Source organism: Micromonospora sp. CNZ299, assembly GCF_002754415.1.
The window spans coordinates 5932806-5954466 of the sequence record NZ_PEFG01000001.1 but is presented as its reverse complement, the minus strand read 5'-3'; the positions used below and the strand labels follow the sequence as shown (position 1 = coordinate 5954466).

At 70.0% G+C, this 21661-nt stretch carries 18 protein-coding genes; 5 read left to right on the top strand and 13 right to left on the bottom strand.

The features are described 5' to 3' along the window. Positions 1–49: 49 nt before the first annotated feature. The 6 genes from CLT68_RS27220 to CLT68_RS27195 all read right to left on the bottom strand — a co-directional run bounded on the left by CLT68_RS27220 (position 50) and on the right by CLT68_RS27195 (position 7486). Positions 50–1078 carry a CE1758 family FMN-dependent luciferase-like monooxygenase gene (locus CLT68_RS27220; RefSeq protein WP_099855183.1) on the bottom strand — a complete coding sequence of 343 codons (1029 nt, stop codon included), beginning with the start codon at positions 1076–1078 and terminating at the stop codon, positions 50–52. Positions 1079–1126: 48 nt separating this feature from the next. After that, positions 1127–2239: a hypothetical protein gene (locus CLT68_RS27215; RefSeq protein ID WP_158240939.1), complete on the bottom strand. Its 1113-nt coding sequence runs from the start codon at positions 2237–2239 to the stop codon at positions 1127–1129. A 216-nt stretch (positions 2240–2455) separates the two neighbouring features. After that, entirely contained in the window at positions 2456–4261 is a 1806-nt protein-coding gene (locus CLT68_RS27210; protein WP_099855179.1) for a S8 family serine peptidase, read from the bottom strand. A 155-nt stretch (positions 4262–4416) separates the two neighbouring features. Next, on the bottom strand, positions 4417–5166 hold the full coding sequence (locus tag CLT68_RS27205; protein ID WP_099855177.1) for a zf-HC2 domain-containing protein: 750 nt from the start codon (positions 5164–5166) through the stop codon (positions 4417–4419). Between the two features lie 37 nt (positions 5167–5203). Beyond that, positions 5204–6859: an RICIN domain-containing protein gene (locus CLT68_RS27200; RefSeq protein WP_099855175.1), complete on the bottom strand. Its 1656-nt coding sequence runs from the start codon at positions 6857–6859 to the stop codon at positions 5204–5206. Positions 6860–6928: 69 nt separating this feature from the next. Next, positions 6929–7486, bottom strand: a complete 558-nt coding sequence (locus CLT68_RS27195) for a sigma-70 family RNA polymerase sigma factor (protein ID WP_486482462.1) — start codon at positions 7484–7486, stop codon at positions 6929–6931. Positions 7487–7989: 503 nt separating this feature from the next. Between CLT68_RS27195 and CLT68_RS27190 the strand changes: the two genes are divergently transcribed. From CLT68_RS27190 to CLT68_RS27170, 5 genes are all read left to right on the top strand, one after another. Then, the gene (locus CLT68_RS27190; protein WP_158240938.1) at positions 7990–8796 is read left to right on the top strand and encodes a sensor histidine kinase; all 807 of its coding nucleotides are present in this window, start codon (positions 7990–7992) and stop codon (positions 8794–8796) included. Further along, complete coding sequence (locus CLT68_RS27185) at positions 8793–9542, top strand: response regulator transcription factor (protein WP_199177160.1); 750 nt, start codon at positions 8793–8795, stop codon at positions 9540–9542. The genes CLT68_RS27190 and CLT68_RS27185 overlap by 4 nt, the downstream gene beginning before the upstream one ends. Before the next feature lie 114 nt (positions 9543–9656). After that, positions 9657–10724: an ABC transporter substrate-binding protein gene (locus CLT68_RS27180; RefSeq protein ID WP_099855172.1), complete on the top strand. Its 1068-nt coding sequence runs from the start codon at positions 9657–9659 to the stop codon at positions 10722–10724. Further along, positions 10721–12475 carry an ABC transporter permease gene (locus CLT68_RS27175; RefSeq protein ID WP_199177159.1) on the top strand — a complete coding sequence of 585 codons (1755 nt, stop codon included), beginning with the start codon at positions 10721–10723 and terminating at the stop codon, positions 12473–12475. The genes CLT68_RS27180 and CLT68_RS27175 overlap by 4 nt, the downstream gene beginning before the upstream one ends. After that, on the top strand, positions 12472–13614 hold the full coding sequence (locus tag CLT68_RS27170; RefSeq protein WP_099855170.1) for an ABC transporter ATP-binding protein: 1143 nt from the start codon (positions 12472–12474) through the stop codon (positions 13612–13614). The genes CLT68_RS27175 and CLT68_RS27170 overlap by 4 nt, the downstream gene beginning before the upstream one ends. Positions 13615–13676: 62 nt before the next feature. On the opposite strand, the gene CLT68_RS27165 is transcribed toward CLT68_RS27170, so the two are convergent. Genes CLT68_RS27165 through CLT68_RS27135 form a run of 7 tightly spaced genes read right to left on the bottom strand, consistent with a single transcriptional unit; the run spans position 13677 to position 21628 of the window. Beyond that, positions 13677–15317: a DUF4127 family protein gene (locus tag CLT68_RS27165; RefSeq protein WP_099855168.1), complete on the bottom strand. Its 1641-nt coding sequence runs from the start codon at positions 15315–15317 to the stop codon at positions 13677–13679. A 10-nt stretch (positions 15318–15327) separates the two neighbouring features. Then, positions 15328–16026 carry a putative N-acetylmannosamine-6-phosphate 2-epimerase gene (locus tag CLT68_RS27160; protein ID WP_099855165.1) on the bottom strand — a complete coding sequence of 233 codons (699 nt, stop codon included), beginning with the start codon at positions 16024–16026 and terminating at the stop codon, positions 15328–15330. 23 nt (positions 16027–16049) lie between these two features. Next, on the bottom strand, positions 16050–16937 hold the full coding sequence (locus tag CLT68_RS27155; protein ID WP_099855163.1) for an ROK family protein: 888 nt from the start codon (positions 16935–16937) through the stop codon (positions 16050–16052). Next, complete coding sequence (locus CLT68_RS27150) at positions 16934–17776, bottom strand: carbohydrate ABC transporter permease (RefSeq protein WP_088949060.1); 843 nt, start codon at positions 17774–17776, stop codon at positions 16934–16936. Before CLT68_RS27150 ends, CLT68_RS27155 begins: the two co-directional genes overlap by 4 nt. After that, positions 17766–18713 (bottom strand): carbohydrate ABC transporter permease, encoded by a 948-nt coding sequence (locus tag CLT68_RS27145; RefSeq protein ID WP_088949059.1) that lies wholly within the window; start codon positions 18711–18713, stop codon positions 17766–17768. The genes CLT68_RS27150 and CLT68_RS27145 overlap by 11 nt, the downstream gene beginning before the upstream one ends. Positions 18714–18724: 11 nt before the next feature. Then, positions 18725–20008 (bottom strand): ABC transporter substrate-binding protein, encoded by a 1284-nt coding sequence (locus tag CLT68_RS27140; RefSeq protein ID WP_099855161.1) that lies wholly within the window; start codon positions 20006–20008, stop codon positions 18725–18727. Between the two features lie 24 nt (positions 20009–20032). Then, positions 20033–21628 carry an FAD-dependent oxidoreductase gene (locus CLT68_RS27135; RefSeq protein ID WP_099855159.1) on the bottom strand — a complete coding sequence of 532 codons (1596 nt, stop codon included), beginning with the start codon at positions 21626–21628 and terminating at the stop codon, positions 20033–20035. Positions 21629–21661: the final 33 nt, after the last annotated feature.

The following is a 21661-nucleotide window of genomic DNA, read 5'->3' as shown; positions in this document are numbered from 1 at the left end:
CGGGCGCCCCGCGGCCCGCGTGGCGGCGGGGCGCCCTACGAGCGGCGGATCAGGCGGGCGGAGGGCCGCCGGCAAGCTCGCGCCGAAGGACGGGCAGCACCTCGGCACCGAGGATGTCCAGTTGCTCCAGCACCGTGCTCACCGGCAACCCGGCGTGGTCGATCAGGAAGAGCTGACGGTGATAGTCACCGACGTACTCGCGGTAGCCGAGAACCGCGTCGATGACCTGCTGCGGGCTGCCCACCGTCATCGGTGTGGTGTCCATGTGCTCCTCCAGTGAGGGCCCGTTGCCGTAGAGGGGCGCGTTGTCGAAGTACGGCCGGAACTCCCGGACCGCGTCCTGCGACCTCGGCCGGACGAAGACATGCCCGCCGAGTCCGACGACCGCCTGCTCGGCGGTGCCGTGGCCGTGCGCGGCGTACCGCTCGCGAAAGGTCTGCACCAGCCGGGCCGTGTGCTGCCAGGGCCACATGATGTGGTTGGCGAAGAAGCCGTCACCGTGGGCGGCGGCCAGTTCCGCGGTCTCCTCACTGGACACCGACGCGTGCCAGACGAACGGCGGATGGCCCGCGAGCGGCCGCGGCATCGCCGTGAAACCCCGCAGAGGCGTACGGAACTCGCCGGACCAGTCGACGGTGTCCTCGTCCCACAGCCGGCGCAGCAGCCGGTAGTTCTCGGTCGCCAGCCGGCGACTGTCGTCGGGGTCGCGGCCGAACCACGAATACACCGGACCGAAGATGCCCCGGCCGAGCATGAGGTCCAGCCGGCCGCCGCACAGATGCTGCACCGTCGCGTAATCCTCAGCGATCCGGACCGGATCGTTCGTGGTGATCAGAGCCGTTGCCGTGGAGAGCAGTATCCGGCTCGTCCGTGCGGCCAGGTAGCCGAGCAGCACAGCCGGCGCCGACACGGCGTACGTCGGGGTGTGGTGCTCTCCGACGGCGAAGACATCGAACCCCGCCGCCTCGGCGTGCTCGGCGATCCGTGCCGTGCTGAGTAGCCGCTCGTGATCCGTTGGCGCCCGACCCGTCAACGGGTCGGGAGTGCGGTCGCCGAGACTGTAGACACCGATCTGCATACCCCCCAGACGAACGGGGCAAGCGACCGGTTCACATCGTGGCCCGGCTCATCCGCCGGGGGTGGCCGGCGCACCGGCGTCGCGGGGCAGATATGCGGTGACGACGATCCGGGTGCCGCGGGTGACGGCGAAGTGGGAGAGATCAGCGATGCCGACGGGTAGTTCACCGTCAAGCTCCTGCACGCCGGCGCGGCCGGTCCAGTTGACCAGCGGCCGCTGCCGGCCGTCGAAGGTGTAGCCGTAGAGCCGGTAGCCGCTGCCCTCGGCCAGGCCGCTCAGGGTGGCCCGCACGGTGACCCGGTCGCGTTCTTCGGTCAGGAAGACGGACAGGTTAGCGCCAGAGTCCCGGTCCGTCGCCGAGGCGACGGCGGTACGGACGATGTTCGTCTGCACTCCCGGGGCCGGCGGGGCGAGCAGCGCCCTCGCGGAGATTCCGGCCACCGTGAGGGCGGCCATGAGCAGGACGCCCAGGCCCGCGAAAGCAACGGCACGTCGGGACAGGAGGCCCTTCCGTCGGACACGCCGACCGTCGTCCGGATGCGCGATGCCCGGCGCTCGGTCGAAGCCGCGTTGAGCGGGATGCGTGACGGGCCGTCGGGCGGCCCGCGTCGGCAAGGGTACGGCCGTCGGCGTGGCCTGCTCCTGAACGGGCGAGGGCTTCTCAACCAGCGTGCCCGGCGGGGGTGCGGCAGGGGGTGCGACCCGTGGCAGCGCGACGGCTGGGGGTGCGACGGCTGGGGGTGCGGTCCGTGGCGGTGCGACCGGTGCTGGTGCCACACGCTGCTGCGGTGGCTCCCTGCGCCCGAGGTCCGGCCCAACGGCGGCAGACGCCTCCCCGGTGGCCGTCTCTGCACCCGTACCGCCGCGCCGCAGTCGGAACCGGCGTCTGTCGGTCTCCTGGGCCTCTCTGCCCGGCTGGCCGGCCGGCTCCTGCGGCGCGAACCGCGCCGGAAAGGCCGCCGGCACCGCCGCCCCCAGGGCCCCGTAGCGGTTGAGCAGGTGATCCCTGTCGTCGCTGAGCAGGGCCAGCGCGGCGAGCGTCTCGCACACCTCGGTCGCCGCAGCCCGGCACTGCTGGCACGACTGGAGATGGCGGCCGACCTGCTCCGCACTACGCCGGTCGAGCGCGTCGAGGTGATAGAGAGCCAGCAGGTCCGCCACATGGGCGTCCGTATCGGAAACATCTTCGACCCGCATCAGACCCTCGGTTCACCGACTTTCCACCAGTAATGCTTGAAACGTGCCCTGCCGACGCGCGGTTCACGTCGGCCGCGACAAACCCAGCAGCACCACTCGTTGCGCTGGGTCAGCTTGGCGGACGGGGCGCCGGGGGTCGCGCGGCAGCATCACCCCGCCGGCGGCCCCGAGCGGGTGTCGTCACGGCGCGTCTGGACGCTGCCGGGGCGACCTGGCTCCGATCGACGCCTTCGGCAGTGCCACGGTCTCGGCCCGGGTTCCCGGCCCGTCGCTGGCCACTGACGCCGTGCTGTCGGCTTGTTCTTCGTCCGGGTTCAGCTTCCCGCCGTCTGGAGGCGGTGGGTCGCCGACCGTTCGCCGGGAGACCGACGGCGCCCGTGGCGCGGAGGCCGGAGGAAGAGCGCCGCCGCGAACCGGCGGCGCGGCGGTCACCGGCCCGGGGCCGTCGTCGTCACCGTCGTTCTCAGTGTCGTCGCGCAGCAGCCGGCGGATCCGGAACACGAGCAGCACCGCTGCCGCGAGCGCGACCAGCGCCACGATGGCCAGCAACGCCGACCGTCCGCCGGAGCTGCCGGAGGTGAGCCGTCCGCCCGATTCCCGCCCCGGTGAGGCCACCTCGGCCTCCTCGGGCAGCACCTTCGTGACCGCGGCGGCGGCATTGATCATGCCCCAGCCGTACCGGCCGTCGGGCTGTGCGCCGTCGCCCATCTTGTCCGACGTCACCTGGAGACGATGGGCGACCTGCTCCGGGCTCAGGTCCGGGTACGCGGCCCGGACCAGCGCGACGGCGCCGGCGACAAAGGCCACCGCGTACTGGGTGCCGCTACCCGCGACGGCGCCGACCCCGGTGATCCCGACACTGCTCACGTTGACACCCGGGGCGACCACGTCGATGCCGCCACCGCGATAGTCGGCGGCTCGCTGGCCGTCGACTGCCACACCACCCACCCGCAGCACACCGGGGCCGATCTCCGCGCCCGGGCTGACCGGTACCGAAGCACGTGCAGCGCCGATCACCACGACGACGTCCCGGGCCACCGCCTCCATGATCGCCTTGGCCACCTCGGGCTTGCTCGTGTCGACGAAGTTGCCCAGCGCGATGACTGTCGCGCCCGCCTCGACGGTGGCCTCGATGGCCGCAGCAGAGTCGGCCGGCTGGGCCTTGGCGTCGTTGCCCACGACCCGGACCGGCATCACCGTGGCGTCGGGGGCGACGCCCTTGACGTCACTGCCGTTGGTGGACTGCCCAACCACCAGACCGGCCATCGCGGTGCCCGAGCCGAGGCAGTCCGTGTCGCCGCGGCCGCTGCCGCTGGTGATGTCCATGCCGACGGCCACGTGACCACTGAGCGTCGGCAGGCTGCCGTCCACACCGGAGTCGACGATCGCCACGAGCTGTCCCTTGCCGCGGCTCTGCGGCCAGGCCTGGTCGGCGGCCAGGCGCAGGCTCGCCCAGTCGGAGCGACTGCTCGACGCCGCCGTGGTCGCGCACTGCCCCGCCTTCGCGCGGGGCTGCGTCGGTGCCTTGCTCGGGACCGCGGCCGCGCCGGAGACCCGCTCCGGCGGGATGGTGGGCCGCGCCTTGGCGGTGGGCGTGGCCTTGGCCTTGCCGGGCAGCGGTTTGACCGGCGCGGCCGGCGCCTTGTCGGGCAGCACTCCGTACTTGACGCCCTCGCCGACGGCGTCCCAGGGCAGCACCAGCAGCCACCCGGCTCGCAACTGGCCCGGTTCCTTGAGGGTGGCGCCGTCAGGTTGCCGGCGGCCGGTGTTGAGGTTGCGGATCTCGACGGACCGCGCCCCGTCGCCGAGGAACCGGGCGGCGATGCTGGTGAGGTTCTCCGGTTCTCCCTGGTATGACGACGTGACGGCGTAGAACTTGACGTATTCGTCGGCGGCCGAAGCCGGGCTCACGGCTCCGACGATCAGAGCCACCATGACGAACACCGCGAGGCAGGCACCACGTGCCGACCGGGTGATCCAGAACATTCTCTACTTCCCTTTGTCGTCGCCCAGGGCGGATCTGCACACACGACGGCCGAGACGGCATCGTGGTTCACGGCCGGACGCAATCTGCGGCGGCATCGCGATCCCTTCGTGCCACGCCGCCATCCGGCGCTCAACAGGTGCGAAGGCGGCGTGCCTCAGCGCGGTGTCGTGGACGTGGCTCGGGGAAGGTGCACCGTGACCGACGGCGCGCCGTTCGCCACGCTGATCGTCACGAAGACCAGGTCGCCCAGCGCCACCGGCAGGTCACCGGAGACCTCCTGCACCGTGTCGGTGCTGGTCCATGACGCGATTTCCCGCGTCTGGCCGTCGAGCGTCACCGCGTACAGCTGGTAGCCGGTGCCAGCGCGCAGGCCGGTGACCGTGACCCGCACGTGCACTCCGCTGTCGGTCTCCGACGCGAACACCGAGGCCGCCGCGCCGGTGCGGGGCTCACTCCCGCTCGCCGCGACCGTCACCACCTCCGGCCCGGCCTCGTCACTCACCTGATCCAGAACGAAAAGGGCGCCGAAGCCGACGAACAGCACCACCGCAAGCGCAAGACCGGCCCGCACCAGCGCGAGCCGCTGCCGCCGGGGGCGCGGCTGCCGCCCGGGCCCGACGGACACCGGACGCCCGCCGGCCGGACGAACCGAGCCCGAGCCGCCACGACGGGCAGCGGGCGCCGCCGGTCGGGTGACCGGCGACGCCTCCTCGACAGCCACATCGTCGCTGAGCAGCGCGAGGGCGGCGACGACTTCGCACACCTCGCGGGCCGTCACCCGACACTGCGCGCAGTCGCGCAGGTGCCGGTCGACGGCGTCACTGTCGGCGCGATCGAGGACACCCATGTAGTGCGGACCCAGCAGGTCCGTCACATGGTCGCCCAGGGCGGGTAGGTCCGGCACGCCGCTCAGCTTCCCGGCTCGCCGTGCCCGGCCGGCGTCACTGCTTTACAAATCGCCACTTCTGGTCTCTCTGGGTGTCCTGACGGTCGAACTGTTGGATCCAGTATCCGTTCCAGGTGGTGCCGTTGTCCCTCGTCGGCCCGATGTCCACGCCCAGCAGCTCCATCACAAAGCCCGAGCGGCGGTTGGTCATGACGACGTTCCCGGCGCCGACGTCCTCCAGCAGCCACTGCTGATTCTCGTCGTTGTCGTCACGTTCGTACACCGCCATCTTCGACCCCTTCTGCAGGGAACGGTCCTGCACGGACAGGGCCATGTTGTTCCACTCGCTCGTGATGATGACGTGCCGCCTGTCCGGCGCCGGGTAGAGCTTCCAGCGCTGGTCCTTGTACCCCTCGTCCTTCCACAGCTGGACCCGGCTACCGGGCTGCGTGTTCTGGTTGATGCCAGGGAGCTCCACGATCGACTGGGCCCACGGGCTGTCCAGGCGGTACGTGGCACCCGCCTCGTACGCGAACAGCTTCGGGCCCTGGGGCTTCCCACTGGGCTTCGCGGACGGGCTGGTGCTCGGCGAGACCTGGACGCTCCGGCTCGCCGACGGCGTGGGGCTCGGCTTCACGGTGGGGCTCGGCTTCGTCACGGGGACGGAAAGCCGGTTGTCCTTCTCGTACTCGGCGACGTGCGCCGGAACCTGGTCGGCCAGCTGGGTGACGTTGACGCGGGGCAGGCCGGCCGCCCGCCGCACCGGGTCGATTCCCCACTGGTACGCGCTCAGCGCCAGTCGATACGGGTCCTCGCCGTTGAGCTCGGACAGTTGCTGCGCCATGTCGCACATGGCGATACCGAGTGCGGGGATCGCGTCCGCGGGCCGCCACACCGACGTTCCCTCGCCCGGCTGGTACTGCTCCCACATCGTGGGCGTGAACTGGGCGACACCCTGACGGTCCGACGTGCGCTTGTTCACGTCGAAGTCGGACAGTGTCCGCAACTGTGCCGCGATCCGGGCCGGCGTGATCTGCGGGCAGACCTTTCCGGCGACCTGGATCGGTTGGACCAGAGCGTCAGGCACCTTGACCTCGCCGGCCGTCCCGGAAGCGGCCGACTGGGTTACCGCCTTCTCGGAGAACTGCGGCTGCTCGGCGTACCAGGCCGCGTACGCCTTCACCTTGTCGACGTAGGGCTTGGCGTCTTTCGGGACGCCGCGGGCGTCGAGCACCGCCTTGACTCCGGTCTGCTCCGCGGCGATGGCGGCCGGCCAGAGGTCTCCATCGATGTCGGCGGAGCGCAGATGGCCCACGTTCTCGCAGGTCCGGTGACCCAGCGCGATGATGTTTGCCCGCCGGTCGGCGCGACTGGCATCGGACGAGGGCCGCCACTTCTCCCACGCCGCCTGGTCGAGACCGGCGATCATGTCGGGGCTGCTCTTGAAGCCGGACGCCGCCATGATCTGCGCGGCGAGCTTCGGCGGATTGAGGGCGGGGCAGGACAGGGCTGCCTCCACGATGGCGGGCACGTCACCGTCCGGAACCGGCTCGCCGACCAGCTTGTCCGGGTCCGCAGTGGCGGCCAGTTCGAAACCGACGGCCCCGGACGCCAGGATGACGCCGACCAGGGCGACGATCTCGACGCGCTTACGCGTCGACGAGATGAGCCGTCGCCACGGGCGGCGCTGGCCACTTGCGGTTGCTTTCATCGACTCACTCTTACGCTCAGTGGGTGTGGGCACGTGTCGTGCACATGACGGCCGGGCAGCTACCCCGGTTCACTGCTGATCGGATTTTCTTGGGCGTGCCTCGCCCGCATCGCCGTTGCCGGTCGGCCGTCTCTCGCCTGCGGTTCCGAAATCGAAGCCCCGGCTGACGAGGGCCTCCCGCATGGCCCGTAGCGCATAGAAGGTGCGTGACTTGACGGTGCCGGCCGGGACGTCGAGCGCGTCGGCGGCCTCGGACACCGACCGTTCCCGGAAGAAGATCTCGACCAGCGTGATGCGTAGCCGCTCGGGCAGGGAGTCGAGCGCGGCCCGGACCTCACGCGCGTCGAGGAGGCGCTCGATGGCGTCGTCCTGCTGCGCATGATCGTCGATATAGTCGACGGGCAGCTCCGCCGGACGGACGTCGGCGGAGCGCATCTGGTCGATCAGGATGCGTTTGGCCACGGTGAACAGCCAGGCTCGGTTCCAGTTTCCCTCGGCGTTACGCGCCTCTGGATTTCGCCAGGCCCGCAGCACCGTCTCCTGCACGATGTCTTCGGCTCGGTGAACGTCACCCCTGGTCAGGCGGGTCAGGAAGCTCAGCAGCACGGGCGCGTGGACCTGCTGCAGATGCCGCAGGGCTGCTACATCTTCGGGGCTGTTTATGCCCTGACCCGGACCGTCCGCTGGGGACTGGGCGCCAGCTGCCGTGCCGCTGGCACCGCTGACTTCTGGGGAGGGTCGCACGCGGCAAAGACTTGCACCGGGATTGCGGATTGTCTACTCAGTGACACTGACGGTGACAGTCTGGCCGGTGGCTGTCTGGGCTGTTCATCGATCGCGGCGAGGTGTCCGGTGGCGCCGCGTCAGCTGCCGATCACTCGCGGAGCGTGACGACCATGTCGGGGCGTTTGGTTGATCGGCAGACGGCCGAGACGGCATTTGACCAGCGTGAACTGTGCCGGGGCACGCGCCCGGCAAGCCGTTGCCTGGGGCAAGCTAACCTACGTCCACTGTTCACTCGGCGGTAACGTCGACTGTTCACTCGGCTGTAAACACGGTCCCGACATCTGCCGCGTCCCCTGCCGGACCGCGACCGGTTCGGCGGGCCACCGATGGGAGGAGGGCCGAGCATGGACACCGCTTGGGTGGTGGCGGTGGCCTCCGTGGTCGGCGGTGTCGTCGGCGCTTCGATCATGGCGCTGAGCATGCGTCGCACGGCCGCCGCGAGGAGCAACGAGCTGGCACAGCTCGAACAGTTGGTGGAGCGGCGGGCGGAGCAGGTGACCGCGTTGAGCCATGAGCTGCGGACCCCGCTGAGCATGATCAAGGGGGCGGTCGATCTGTTGCGGGAGGGCACGCCGGGGCCGCTCACCGCTGCGCAGGCCCGCTTCCTGCAGGTCCTGGATCAGCAGTGTACGCAGGTCATCGGGTTGTGCGAGAGCCTGCTGATCCAAGCCAAGATCGAGGCTGGATTGTTCACGCCACACCTGGAGAGGGTGGACGTGTCGGTGGTGGTGCGCGAGGTGGTGACCGCGATGCGACCGTTGTGTGCGCAGCGGCAGCAACGCATCAGCCTCGACATGCCCCAGGTGATGCCGCGCATCCGGGCCGACCCGATGCTGCTGACCCAGGCGCTGACCAACCTGCTGTCGAACGCGAGCCGGTTCACCACGACCGGCGGGAATCTCGACGTGCGGGTCATGCTGATCGACACTGGCGTGGCGGTCTACGTATCCGACGACGGTGCGGGCATGAGTCAGGCGGAGCGGCAACGCCTGTTCCACCGCTTCGCCACGGGTCGGCCGCTGGCCGACGGCACCGGCCTCGGCTTGGTGATCACGAAGACGATCGTGGAGCTGCACGGAGGCGAAATCATGGTGCACACTGCGTCGACCCGGGGGACCACCATCCTCCTGACCCTGCCGGACCGGCCGTGACGCGCGCCGGCGAGCAGCCCGGGAGTGGGCCTACCGCGCTGGTGGTCGACGACGAGCCGCAGATGACGATCATCGTGGAGTTCGCTCTGCAGACCCAGGGCTTCACCGTCCTCACCGCCCACGACGGGGCTACCGCCCTGCACCTGCTGCGGACGCATTCGGTGGACCTCGTGGTGCTGGACGTCATGATGCCCACGATGGACGGGCTGGCCCTGTGCCAGCGGATTCGCGCGCGCTCGGAGGCGCCCATCATGTTCCTCACCGCGTTGGCCCAGCGTGACGACATCATCGCTGGGCTGGAGCACGGTGCCGACGACTACGTCACCAAGCCGTTCCACCCGCGAGAGGTGGCGCTGCGGGCGCAGGCGCTGGTGCGTCGCCGCCGGGGGTCGGGCACCACGGTCCAGGTCGGTGAGCTGGTCATCGAGCCGGCCACCCAGACCGCGACGTTGGCGCAGCACCGGCTCGACCTGCCGTTCACGGAGTTCAAGCTGCTGCACCACCTGGCGGTGCGCCGCGGCGTGCCGCAGTCGTGGCAGGACCTGCTGCGGGAGGTCTGGGGCACCACGGACCTGATCGGCGGACGAGACGTGGTGAAGTCCGCGGTGTACCGGCTGCGCTCCCGGCTCGCCGGGACGCCGAACGGATCGGCGTACGTGCGCACGCTGCGCGGGGTCGGCTACCTGATGCCCGAGATGGCCGCCGGGACCGCCGAGGACGGGGACGCCTCCCCGGCGGCCAGGTGACGGCGGCGTCACCATTACTTACGCCGCCGTCACCGGGGCCCCGTTCACACGCCTTTAACGTGGCCGTCACACCACTCGCATTGATTCGGGCGGCTTAGTAGGGGAGACCACGTCATGGCGACGAACAAGATACGGGGCAACCGCACACTGCTGGCGACAGCGATGGCGGCCTCGCTGCTGCTCGGTGCGGCTGGCTGCGCCCGCGAGGGTGGCGCCGAGGCCAGCAAGGACAGCGGTGTGGTGCACGTGGTGTGCGGCGCCACCGAGGACTGGTGCGCGGCGACCACGAAGAAGTTCACCGACTCCACGGGGGTGAAGGCTGACTTCGTGCGGCTCTCCAGCGGTGAGGCGCTGGCGCGTATCAAGGCCGGCAAGGGCAACGCGGAGTTCGACGTCTGGTACGGCGGGCCCGCCGACGGGTACGCCTCCGCCGGCGACGAGGGGCTCCTGGAGGCCTACACCTCGCCGAACGCGGGTGTCATCCCGGACAAGTACAAGGACCCGCAGGGCACCTGGACCGGCGTCTACGTCGGCGCCCTGGGCTTCTGCAGCAACAGCAAGCTGCTGACGGAGCGGGGAATCGGGCTCCCCGACTCGTGGACGGCCCTGCTCAACCAGAAGCTCGCCAAGGACATCGGCATCGCGCACCCGTCGACCTCGGGCACCGCGTACACGACGCTCTGGACCCAGGTGCAGCTGGCCGGCGGCGACGAGGGCAAGGCGCTGGACTACATGCGCAAGCTGCACCCGAACGTCCTGCAGTACACCAAGTCCGGCTCGGCGCCCGCCCAGATGACCGCCCGCGGTGAGGTCGCGGTGGGGGTCATCTTCGCGCACGACTGCGTGGCCACCATGGAGGCCGGCTTCCCCGACCTGAGGCTGAGTTTCCCGGCAGAGGGCACCGGTTACGAGACCGGCGGTGTCGCCCTGGTGAAGAACGCCAAGAACCCGACCAGCGCCCGCAAGTTCGTCGACTGGGCCCTCACCACCGAGGCGCAGGAGGTCGGCCCGAGCGTCAAGGCGTACCAGTTCCCGACGAACCCGGACGCGAAGGTGTCGGACAAGGTCGTCCCGCTCTCCGGTATCAAGATGGTGGAGTACGACGCGGTGGCGGCAGGTAAGGCGAAGTCGGCGCTCAACAAGCGGTTCGACGCCGAGGTCGCGCAGGCGCCGAAGTCATGACCACGTTGTTGTCCGATCCCGGGGTGATCACCCCAACCCCACCCGAGGCGGTCGCGCCGCGGCGGCGCCGCCGCCTCGGCGCGGGGCTGCGGGTCCTGGTCGGGGTCTGCGCGGCGGTGGTGGTGATCGGTGCGGCGATCCCGCTCGTGGCGGTGCTGGCCACTGCCTTCGCTCCGGACGCGCTGCCCCGCTACGTCGAGTTCTTCAGCTCCTCCGTCGATCTCGGCATCCTGCGGAACACGTTGGTGCTCGGGGCGCTGGTCGGGTTGTGCGGCACCGCCCTGGGGTTCCTGTTCGCGTTCGTCCAAGCCCGACTGGACGTGCCGGGTAAGAAGATCCTGCACCTCATCGCCCTCATGCCGATCGTCAGCCCGCCGTTCGCGGTGGCCACCGCCACGGTGGTGCTCTACGGCCGGCGCGGCGTGATCAGCAACGGCTTGTTCGGGCTGGAGTACGACATCTACGGCCTCGACGGCCTGGTGTTCGTGCTGTCGCTGTCGCTGTTCCCGGTGGCGTACCTGGGCCTGCTCGGCATGATGCGGGGCCTGGATCCGGCACTGGAGGAGGCGGCGATGAACATGGGCGCCAGCCGCTGGCAGATCATGCGCCGCGTGATCCTGCCGCTGCTGGCCCCCGGGCTCGTCGCCCCGTTCCTGCTGCTCTTTGTGGAGGCGATCGCCGACCTGGCCAACCCGCTGGTGCTCGGTGGGGACTACACGGTGCTGGCCAGCCGCGCCTACCTGGCGGTCACCGGTGAGTACGACACCACCAGCGCCGCCGTCTACTGCGTGATCCTGCTGGTGCCGTCCCTGGCGATGTACTTCGGCCAGCGGTGGTGGCTCAACCGCAAGGTGCGCACCACCATCACCGGCCGACCGTCCGGCTCCGTGCACCTGATCACCGGCTGGAGCCGGTGGCCGGTGTACGCCCTGGCGCTGTTCGCCGCCGCGATCATCGTGAGCATCTACAGCACTGTCATCCTCGGCTCCGTGACAAAGGTGTTCGGCGTGGACAACACCTTCACCCTCGATTACCTCAAGGAGGTACTGCTCGGGGTGGGAGTGGAGGCCGTCCTCGACACGTTGACGTTCGCGGTCATCGCCACTCCGATCGCCGCCATCCTCGGCCTGCTCATCGCCTGGCTGGTGGTTCGCCACCTGCGACGTACCGCCTGGCTGCTTGACCTGGGCGGCACGCTGGGTGTCGCCGTGCCGGGCACCGTGCTGGGCATCGGCTTCGTCCTCGCCTACCGGCCCGAGCGGTACATCGGCGACTACCTGGTGTTCCCCAGCCTGGTGGGTGGTAGCGCGGTCTTCGCCGGCGCGATGGCCATCGTCGTGGCGTTCGTGATCCGTAGCGTGCCGGCGGGGCAACGGACGGCGGTCGGCGCGCTGACCCAGTTGCATCCGCAGATCGAGCAGGCGTCGACCGACCTCGGGGCCAACTCGCTGCAGACGTTCCGTTGGGTGACCCTGCCGTTGATCAAGCCGGCCCTGCTCACCGGGTTGAGCTACAGCTTCGCCCGCAGCATGACCTCCGTGTCGACCATCGTCCTGCTGGTCACGCCGGAGACGAAGATCATCACATCGCAGGTGCTCAGCGCCGCGAGCACCGGCCGGTACGGGGTGGCATTCGCCTACTGCACGGTGCTGACCGTGCTCGTCCTGGTCGCCTTCGCGATCATCCGACTGCTCGTCGGCGGGGGCGCCGCACTGCACCGCACCGCCAAGTCTGAAAGGCCGAAACGATGACCGTCGCCGCGCCCACCGAGGCCGCTGCGCTCGCACCCGCCGGACGTGGTGAGGCCAGCACCGGACGCCTGCAACTCGAGGCCCTGACCAAGCGTTTCCGGAGCCGTCCCGAGGACGTCACCGCAGTCGACAGCGTCTCGCTCGACGTCCTGCCGGGGGAGTTCATCACCCTGCTGGGCCCGTCGGGCTGCGGCAAGACCACCACGCTGCGCATGGTGGCGGGTTTCGAGGACGCCACGAGCGGCAGCATCCTGCTCGACGGCAAGGCCATCGATGACATGCCACCGCAGCGCCGACCGATGGCGATGGTGTTCCAGAGCTACGCCCTGTTCCCGCACATGACCGTCGCGCAGAACATCGCGTACGGGCTGAAGCTGCAGCGGCGCACCAAGGCCGACATCGCCGAGGGCATGCGGATGGCGGTGACCAGCATGAACCTCGTCGGCCTGGAGGACCGTAGCCCGCACGAGCTCTCCGGCGGCCAGCAGCAGCGGGTCGCGTTGGCGCGGGCACTGGTGGTGCAGCCGAAGGTGCTCCTGTTCGACGAGCCGCTGTCAAACCTGGACGCGAAGCTGCGCGACGCCATGCGGACCGAGATCCGTCGCATCCAGAAGATGTTCGGGATCACCAGCATCTACGTCACCCACGACCAGGACGAAGCGATGAGCATGTCCGACCGGGTCGTGGTGATGAACAAGGGCAAGGTCGAGCAGGTGGCGACGCCCGGCGAGATCTACGCCCGCCCGGCCAGTGTCTTCGTGGCGGACTTCATCGGTCGGGCCAACTTCATCGAGACGGTGCCGGAGAGCATCGCCGACGGTAAGGCGACGGTGACGGTGCTCGGCCGGCGGCTGACTGTGCCCGCCCACTCGACGGTGGTGGCCGGATCGGGGGACGCGTACCTCATGGTCCGTCCCGAGACGGTGACTTTGTCGCCGGTCACCGATGGTGGGACCGGCCTGGGCGTGGTGCTGCGGTCGACGTTCCACGGGCCGAGCATCGACTACGAGGTGGAGACGACCGGCGGCACCGTCACGGTGACCGAGTCGGGCAAGGACCCACGGGATGCGGTGGCCGAGGGAACCAATGTGGACGTGGCCATCGACGCGGACCGTGCTTACCTGCTGAATCGGGAATGAACCTGGTGGCAGCCCGCCGGCCTTCACACCGATTGTCGGCGGGCCGCCACGCGACGAAGGTGTCAGGACAGTCGCAGCCGAGGTTCGAGGACCACCTCGAAGAGCCGGTCCCACGGCAGCTCGACACGCGCTGACTCGAAGCGAGCCAGCGTCGCCGTGAACGTCTTCGCGCCTCGCCGTCCCAGCATGATGCGGTGCCCCGCGAAGTGGTCGGCGAAGTACCGCTCGGTCAGCGGCACCAGCCGATCGCTCACCCAGCCGTCGAAGTAGCTCTTCTGCTCGGAGGTGAGAGCGAGCGGGTCCCAGCCCTGCGCCCGTGCGTGCGCGTACGCCTCGACCTGCACGATGTTCTTCCACGGGTCGTCCTTGACGAACCGGTAGAGCAGGTACTCGGCGTGCGCCTGGCCGGGCCCGCGCAGGTCGGGCACGCCGAACCCGCTTCCGGAGGAGCGCAGGTACGCCCACCGGGCGGTGCCGTGACCGAGCGCCAGGCCGAGTGCGTTGCCGCCGGTGTTCCACCCCGAGTACGACAGCAGCGCCGCGAGGTCCAGGTGGTCCTCCATACGCGCGACCAGGTCGTGGTCGGCCTTGTTCACGATGAGCGGGTCCACCACGATGACCGAAGTGCCGGCGGCCAGCAGCTTGCCGATCCGCCCGACGAAGGCGTCCAGGTCAGCGGCCCGTTGCCCGGGTGCCGATGAGGGGGTGTTCACGGCGAGCACGATGTCCGCGTCGCCGCTGACGACCCGTCCTCCGACCGAGGTGACGTGCCGCCGGATGTTCTCCGCGAACGGGATGCCCTCCAGTTGTGCGGTCCAGGCCTCACCGGAGACGCCGGCGTACTCCACGCGGTAGGTGGGGCCGGTGCCGGCCGCGATCACCCGCGCGACCAGCAGCGCGTTGACCTCGTCGGCACCGGGGAAGATTTCCACCCGGTCGCTGACGCCGAGTTGGTCGACGAGCGACTGCAGTTCCACCCGCTCGGCTCGGGCCAGGCCGACCGGCGCGGTGTCGTCCTCGGAGAGCACGAGGTGGTTGATGGTGCCGTCGGCGACCCACTCGACCATGAGCCGGTTGACCTGGTGGTTGCGGGCCCGCGCGGCGAGATAGTCCTCGACGACCTGGTCGGGGATCTGTGCCCGGACGGCGTCGAGTTGCGCTCGCAGCTCCTCCTGCCCGAGGTTCGTCACCTGGTCGTAGAGCTTGGCCCAGGAGACGAGCAGGTCGCGGTACCGATCCAGCTCGGTGCCCGTGCTGGTGATGGCGAGGCGCTGGATGGTGTCGTGCACCTCGATCACCGCCTCCGGCCGGGTGGAGCGCAGGGTGCGAATCGCAGCCAGGTTCGCCAGGGCGGCGGCCAGCGTCGGGGCTGCGGTGCGGGAGGCGATCAGGCCGCCGTACGCGAGCATGCTGACCGAGATCACGTACCCGTCGACGCCGTTGGTGGTGCCGAGCCAGCGGGCGATGGCGGCGCCGTCGCCAGGGGTGAAGAAGCGGCCCAGCGACTCCCGTGGCGGCAGCTGCACCTGGGCGTCGGCGCTGGCCGCGGTCATCTGCGCCGCGTACGTGTTGACGGGCCGGTCGTCCAATGGGACCAGCGCCACGGTCAGCTGCCGCTTGGCGGGCCCGGCGAATGCGGGCCGGCCCACGGTCAGGGTGGTGAGCCCGGCCATGCCGGTGGCCAGAAGGGTGCGTCTTCTCATGTTCACTCCTCTATTTGGGTGCGCTCGCCGCGCGGGGGGTGGCCGGCACGAGCCTGCGGGTGATCCACAGCGGTGAGGTGACGGCGTTGCCCATCACCACCGCGTGGGCACCTGCCTCGAAGGCCTGGCCGATCTGTTCCGTGTTGCGGTACCGCCCTTCGGCGATCACCGGCACGGGCAGCAGTGCGACGAGTCGCTCCACGAGCCCGAGGTCGGGCCCGTCGGTTGGTGGGCTGGCCGGTGTGTAGCCGGACAGCGTGGTGGCGACGGCGTCCGCGCCGGCCTCGACGGCTGCGACGCCCTCGGCGGCGGTGGAGACGTCTGCCAGGATCAGTGCGTCGGTCCGTTCGCGGAGCACGCGGACCGTGTCGGCGAAGGCGCGGCCGTCCGGTCGCGGGCGGTCGGTGGCGTCGATCGCGACGATCTCCGCTCCGGCCAGCGCCACCTCGAGCGCGTGGGCAGCGGTCGGGGTGATGAAGACGTCAGCGGTGCCGTGCTTGTACAGCCCGATCACCGGGACGTCGACGGCGGCGCGTACCGCTCTGACGTCGTCCGGCCCGTTGACCCGGACCCCGACCGCGCCGCCGCGTACCACCGCGGCCGCCACCCGGGCCTGGACGTACGGATCCCGCATCGGATCGTCCGGGTCGTCGGGCAGCGGTTGGCAGGACACCACCAGCCCGCCGGCCAGGTCGTCGAGCACGTTCACCTGCTGGTCCCTTCGATGTGGGGTCAGTCGATGGCCAGCCGGGCGGCGCCGACCAGGACCGCGTCGACGCCCAGCGTGGCGGGCAGCAGTGGAACGTCGGCCCAGCCGGCGGGCACCTCGGCCGAGTAGGCGGCGGACGCGGCGGGCAGCAGGGAGCCGGCGGCCCCGCCGGCGACCAGGACAGCGTCCGGATCGAGCAGCGCCACCAACCCCGCGAGGGTCGCGCCGAGGACGGCTCCGGCCCGCTCCACGACCCGCTGGGCGGCCCCGTCGCCGGTCGCGGCGCGCTCGGCCACTGTCCGCCCGGTGACGTGGGTGCCGGTCTCGATGGCGTACGCGGCGGCCAGCCCGCTGCCGGAGGCGATCGCCTCCAGGTGCCCGTGGCGGCCGCACCCGCACCGCAGTCGTTCGGCGCCCGGGGCGGGCAGGTGCCCGACCTCTCCGGCTGCCCCGCGGGCGCCGGCCTCGACCCGGCCGTTGCGGACGATCGCCCCGCCCAGCCCGGTGCCGACGGCCACCAGCAGCACATGAGCGCGGTCCCGTCCGGCGCCGGCCCAGCTTTCGCCGAGCGCGGCGGCGTGCACGTCGTTGACGACCCGCACTCCTCGACCCAGCCGGGTGGCCAGCGCGTCGGCGACCGGGGTGCCCGTCCAGCCAGGCAGGCTGTCGGTGGCGTACCGGATGCTGCCGGTCGCCGGGTCGACAGTGCCGGCGGTGCCCACGCCCACCGGTCCGGCGGTCGCGCCGAGCAGGTCGGTGGCCAGCCGGGCGGCGACGTCCAGCACCGTCTCGGGCCCGGACCGGGCGGGCGTGGGCGCCTCGCGGCGCTCCAGCACCCGTCCGGCCCGGTCGACGAGCGCGACTGCCGTTTTGGTGCCACCGATGTCGATACCGACAACCGGTGTCGTCATCCCTTGAGGCCGGTGTGCGCGAGGCCCTCGACGAACTGCTTCTGCGCGATGACGAACACCACCAGGACGGGCAGGGCGGTCATCGACGCCGCGGCCATCTGGACGTCCCACATGGGGCCGCCGTAGGCGTCGACGAACTGGGTGAGCGCCTGGGGCAGTGTGAACTTCTCCGGAGAGGAGAGGAACACGATCGGTTCCAGATAGAGGTTCCAGCTGTGCAGGAAGGTGAAGATGGCCACCGCGCCCAGCGCCGGCCGCGACAGCGGCAGGGCGATCCGCCAGAAGGTGGCGAATCGGCCCAGCCCGTCCACCCGGGCCGCCTCCTCCAGCTCACCAGGCAGGCTGATGAAGAACTGCCGCATGATGAACGTCGCCAGGACGCTCGGCGCGCCGAAGATCGGCACCAGGATCAGCGGCCAGTGGGTGTTGACCAGGCCGAGTTTGAAGAACATCTGGAACAGCGGCACGATCGTCACCTCGCTCGGAATGAGCAGCCCCGCGAGGACGACCAGGAACAACACGTTCTGGCCCCGGAACCGGATGCGCGCGAAGGCGTAGCCGGCCAGTGCCGCCACGGCCATCGTGCCGACCGTGACGACCAGCGCGATGTAGAGGCTGTTCAGGTACTGCTGCCCGAAGGGCTGCAACTCGAACACCCGCTCATAGGCGTCGAATCGGGGATTGGTCGGCAGGAGCTTCGGCGGGAAGGCGAAGATGTCCGCCACCGGCTTCAGCGACGAGGTGACCATCCACCAGGTCGGGAAGACGAACGGGATCGCCAGGACCAGCAGCACCCCGTAGAGCACCAGCTTGGTCCGGCGGGACAGGTCACGACTCATGGAAGACCCACCTCTTGCGCATCTGCCACTGCAGCACGGTGAGGGCGAGCACGATGGCGAACAGGACGATCGACAGCGTGGCGCCGTAGCCGAAGTGATGGAATTGGAAGGCCTGCTGGTACAGGTAGTAGACGAGGACCGTCGTCGATGCGCCCGGGCCGCCCTGGGTGAGCACCGAGATCTGCGCGAAGACCTGCAACGACCCGACCACGGTGATGATCGACGTCAGCAGGATCGTGGGGCTGATCAGCGGTACGGTGATCCGCCAGAACTGGCGCATCCGGCTCGCCCCGTCCACCTCGGCGGCCTCGTACAGTTCGCCCGGCACACCCTGAAGGGCGGCCAGGAACAGCACCATGTTCAGGCCGACGTTCTTGAACACCTGCACGACGATCACGGACACCATCGCGGTGCCCTCGCCGCGCAGCCAGTTCGGCCCGTCCACGCCAATGGTGTCGAGCAGACCGTTGATCCCGCCGTTGTCCTGAAGCAGGAAGCCCCAGACGATGGTCCAGGCCACCAGCGAGACCACCACGGGGGAGAAGAACAGCGTGCGGAACACGATCGTGCCCCGCAGCTTCTGGTTCAGCAGGACTGCCAGAAGCAGGGCCAGGCCGAGGTTGAGCACCACCAGCCCGACGGAGAACAGCCCGGTGGCGCGCAGCACCTCGCCGAGGTTGGGATCATCGGCGAGAGCCTTGTAGTTGTCGGTGCCGACGAAGTCGAAGGTTCCGGCGAGCACGTTCCACTCGTGCAGGCTGTACCAGAGCACGAGGATCAGCGGCAGGATCACGAAGACGATGCTGCCGAGCATTTGCGGGGCGATGAACACGTAACCGGCGAGCTGGTCCCGGCGGCGGCTGGTCCAGAACGGCCGGGCCGGGCCCGGGGCGGGCCCGGCAGCAGCCGAGCCCACCCTGGTGTCCGTCTGGGTCATGATCGTTTGCCTTACTTCGCCAGCAGTGGCTGGATCTTGGTGCAGACGCCGTCGAGTACGGCCTTGACGTCCGCGTTCGGCTGCCACAGCGGGTCGAGCCCGGCGCGGACCTGCTGGCTCAGCTCGGCCTGGCCGGAGTGACTGGGCTTGACCACGCCGTTGGTGATGCCGTCGATGACGACCTTCTGCAGCTGCTCCGGCTTGAGCTTCGGGTTCGTCTTGGCGAGGGTCTCGGCGGTCAGCTGCGACTGCCGGGGCGCTGGGAAGAACTGGGCGAGCTTCGCCGAGTTGGTGGGGTTGGTGAAGAAGGCCAGGAAGTCGGCCGCCTGCTTGGCGTGCGGGCTCTTCTTCATGACACCGACACCCGCCTGGCCGACCACCGCGTAGTTCCCCTTCGGGCCGGCCGGCAGCGGCACCAGGTCCCACCCGAAGCCGCCGTCCTTCAGCAGCGAGGCGCGAGAGATCTGGGTGACCGTCATGGCCGAGTCACCGGCGAAGAAGTCGGCGGTCGTGCCCGGACCGGGCAGCGCCTTCTGGGTGAAGGTGGCCTTGTGCAGGGTGGTCATCGCGTCGACCATCTCCGGGCTGTTGAAGCCGCAGGACCTGCCGTCCTCACTCCACGCCTGGGCGCCCCATCCGGTCCAGAAGGTGGACAGGTTGTCCCAGCCCTTGTAGTCGAAGTCCCGGATGACCATGCCGGCCTTGCCGGAGTCCGCCGCCGCCGCCGCGGCGGTTGCCAGGGCGTTGTCCCAGTTCCACTGGCCGGCCGCGATCAGCTCGGCCGGGGTCTTCTGCCCGGCCTTCTTGACCATGTCGTTGTTGACGAACACCCCGAACGGCGAGGTGGAGAAGGGGTACGCGTACAGCTTGCCGTCGTCCTGCCAGAGCTTGAGCGTGGCGGGGGAGATGTCCTCGTACTCGTAGCCCTCGGCCTTCTTGAGGGTGTCGTCCAGGGGCAGCAGCGCGCCCGAGGTGACGAAGTCGGGGGCGGAATTCTCGAACACCCATGCGAGGTCCGGTGCGTTCCCGCCCGCGATCTGCGTGGTCAGGGTCGTCGTGTACGTGTCGAACGGCAGCGGATCGAACTTGATCTCGGTCACGTCCGGGTGGCTCTTGCGGTACTCGTCGGCGATCTCGTTGAACAACTTGAGGTGCGCCTCGTTGGCCGACCAGACGGTCATCCGCAGTGCCGCCGGGCCGCTGTCGTCGGCGTCGTCACCGCCACCGCAGGCGGTCAGGGCGAGCGTGCCGGCCAGTGCGACGGCGACGCCGCGCAGGGCCTTTCCTGCTTTCACAATGTTCTCCTTACGGGGGTGTGTTCAGTAGCCCGCGATCTGTGGCCAGCGCTGTTCCACGCCGGCCGCGGTGAGGCGGTCCTGGAAGTCAGCCAGCAGACGGGGGGTGTTGCGGACCGCACGCGGGGACTCGCCCTGCGCCAGACAGAAGTCGGCGAGCAGGCCGGCGACCTCGCCGACGTTCCACTCGACGGGGTGCAGCCGATAGCTGCCGTTGGTGATGTGGGTGGTGCCGATGTTCTTGCCGGCCGGCAGCAGGTTCTCCATCCGCTGCGGGATCAGCGCACCGAGCGGGATCTCGAACGGGCACGAGCCGACGTCGATGTAGTTGTCCCCGCCGGTCGACGGGTGCAGGTCGATCCGGTACATGCCCACGCCCACCGCATCCGGGTAGCTGACCGCGCCGTGGTCGCCCCGGACCGCCAGGGACAGGTCCTGCTCGGCCACCGTGTACTCGGCGCGGATCCGGCGGGACTCGCGGATGTACGGGGCCTGGGCCAGGCCGTCCGCGCTGCCGGTCACGTCGCCGCGTAGCCGCAGGCCCGGGAAGCCGGTGCCGCCGTCGGGCCGGGGCGCCTCCGTCTGCATCCAGTAGAGCACCGCGTATGACAGCTCGCGGGCCTTGGACAGGTGCCACGACGCGTTCGGGACGTCGATGACCGGTCCCTCGAAGTAGTCGATCATCGGCCAGTTGACCAGCGTGATGTCGCTGCCGTACGCGCCGTCGGTGAAGTTGCGCCGCGCGGCGATCCGGCGGAACGTCCACAGGTTGCCGTCGCCGGGGTTGAGGCGTTGGTCGGCGTTGACGCTCAACGGGTCGTCGTCCGGGTTGGGGGTGAAGCTGCGCTCGACGATCTCCAGCGTGCGCGGGTGCGGTGACTTCCAGGACAGCAGCCGGTCACCCCAGAAGTCGGGCTTGTAGTCGCGCCAGAAGTCGTACCCCGCGGGACGGTCGATGGTGTGGTCGCCGTCGACGTGGTCCAGGGCGAAGCAGACGGACACCGCCTGCATGTTCAACGGCTGAGCCTCGGCCGGGGCGCTCGGCTCACCGGTTTCCGCCTGCGACTCGAACCCGGTGACGTACTCGGTGCCCGTCAGCGGCAGCAGCTCGCCGGTCTCGGTGGCGTCCAGGACGTACGGCGCGACCACGTCGATCCGCTCGTCCCGGTCGCGGTGCACGAGGGTAACGCCGGTCACCCGGTCCCCGTCGGTCTCCGCGGCCACCGGCCGGTACGGCTGGAGCACCCGAATACGGCCCGAACCGAGGTGCGGCGCGAGCATCTGTTCGAGGACGGCGACGGCCACCCGCGGCTCGTGGCAGAGCCGGCTCACCCAACCCGCACCCGGGTTGAGGTCGGTCCAGGCCCGGGACCGTTCGGTCAACGGGTAGTGACGACGGTAGTAGTCGCGAATGCCGTTACGCAGTTCCCGGTAGCTGGCGGTGGCGCCGAACTGCTCGATCCAGGAGTGCTCGTCCGGGGGGACGGCCTGGCTGGTGAGCTGCCCGCCGAGCCAGTCGAACTCCTCGGTCAGGATGACGGACCGGCCGGCCCGGGCCGCGGCGAGCGCCGCGGCGACGCCGCCCAGTCCGCCCCCGACGACGAGGACGTCCGTACGCATGAGTACCACGTTTTTCCTTCCAGTTGCGCGATC

Coding starts and splice junctions, on each gene's coding strand:
- CLT68_RS27220 (WP_099855183.1), bottom strand. CDS start 1,078: ATGCAGATCGGTGTCTACAGTCTCGGCGACCGCACTCCCGACCCGTTG.
- CLT68_RS27210 (WP_099855179.1), bottom strand. CDS start 4,261: ATGTTCTGGATCACCCGGTCGGCACGTGGTGCCTGCCTCGCGGTGTTC.
- CLT68_RS27200 (WP_099855175.1), bottom strand. CDS start 6,859: ATGAAAGCAACCGCAAGTGGCCAGCGCCGCCCGTGGCGACGGCTCATC.
- CLT68_RS27190 (WP_158240938.1), top strand. CDS start 7,990: ATGGACACCGCTTGGGTGGTGGCGGTGGCCTCCGTGGTCGGCGGTGTC.
- CLT68_RS27180 (WP_099855172.1), top strand. CDS start 9,657: ATGGCGACGAACAAGATACGGGGCAACCGCACACTGCTGGCGACAGCG.
- CLT68_RS27175 (WP_199177159.1), top strand. CDS start 10,721: ATGACCACGTTGTTGTCCGATCCCGGGGTGATCACCCCAACCCCACCC.
- CLT68_RS27170 (WP_099855170.1), top strand. CDS start 12,472: ATGACCGTCGCCGCGCCCACCGAGGCCGCTGCGCTCGCACCCGCCGGA.
- CLT68_RS27165 (WP_099855168.1), bottom strand. CDS start 15,317: ATGAGAAGACGCACCCTTCTGGCCACCGGCATGGCCGGGCTCACCACC.
- CLT68_RS27155 (WP_099855163.1), bottom strand. CDS start 16,937: ATGACGACACCGGTTGTCGGTATCGACATCGGTGGCACCAAAACGGCA.
- CLT68_RS27150 (WP_088949060.1), bottom strand. CDS start 17,776: ATGAGTCGTGACCTGTCCCGCCGGACCAAGCTGGTGCTCTACGGGGTG.
- CLT68_RS27145 (WP_088949059.1), bottom strand. CDS start 18,713: ATGACCCAGACGGACACCAGGGTGGGCTCGGCTGCTGCCGGGCCCGCC.
- CLT68_RS27135 (WP_099855159.1), bottom strand. CDS start 21,628: ATGCGTACGGACGTCCTCGTCGTCGGGGGCGGACTGGGCGGCGTCGCC.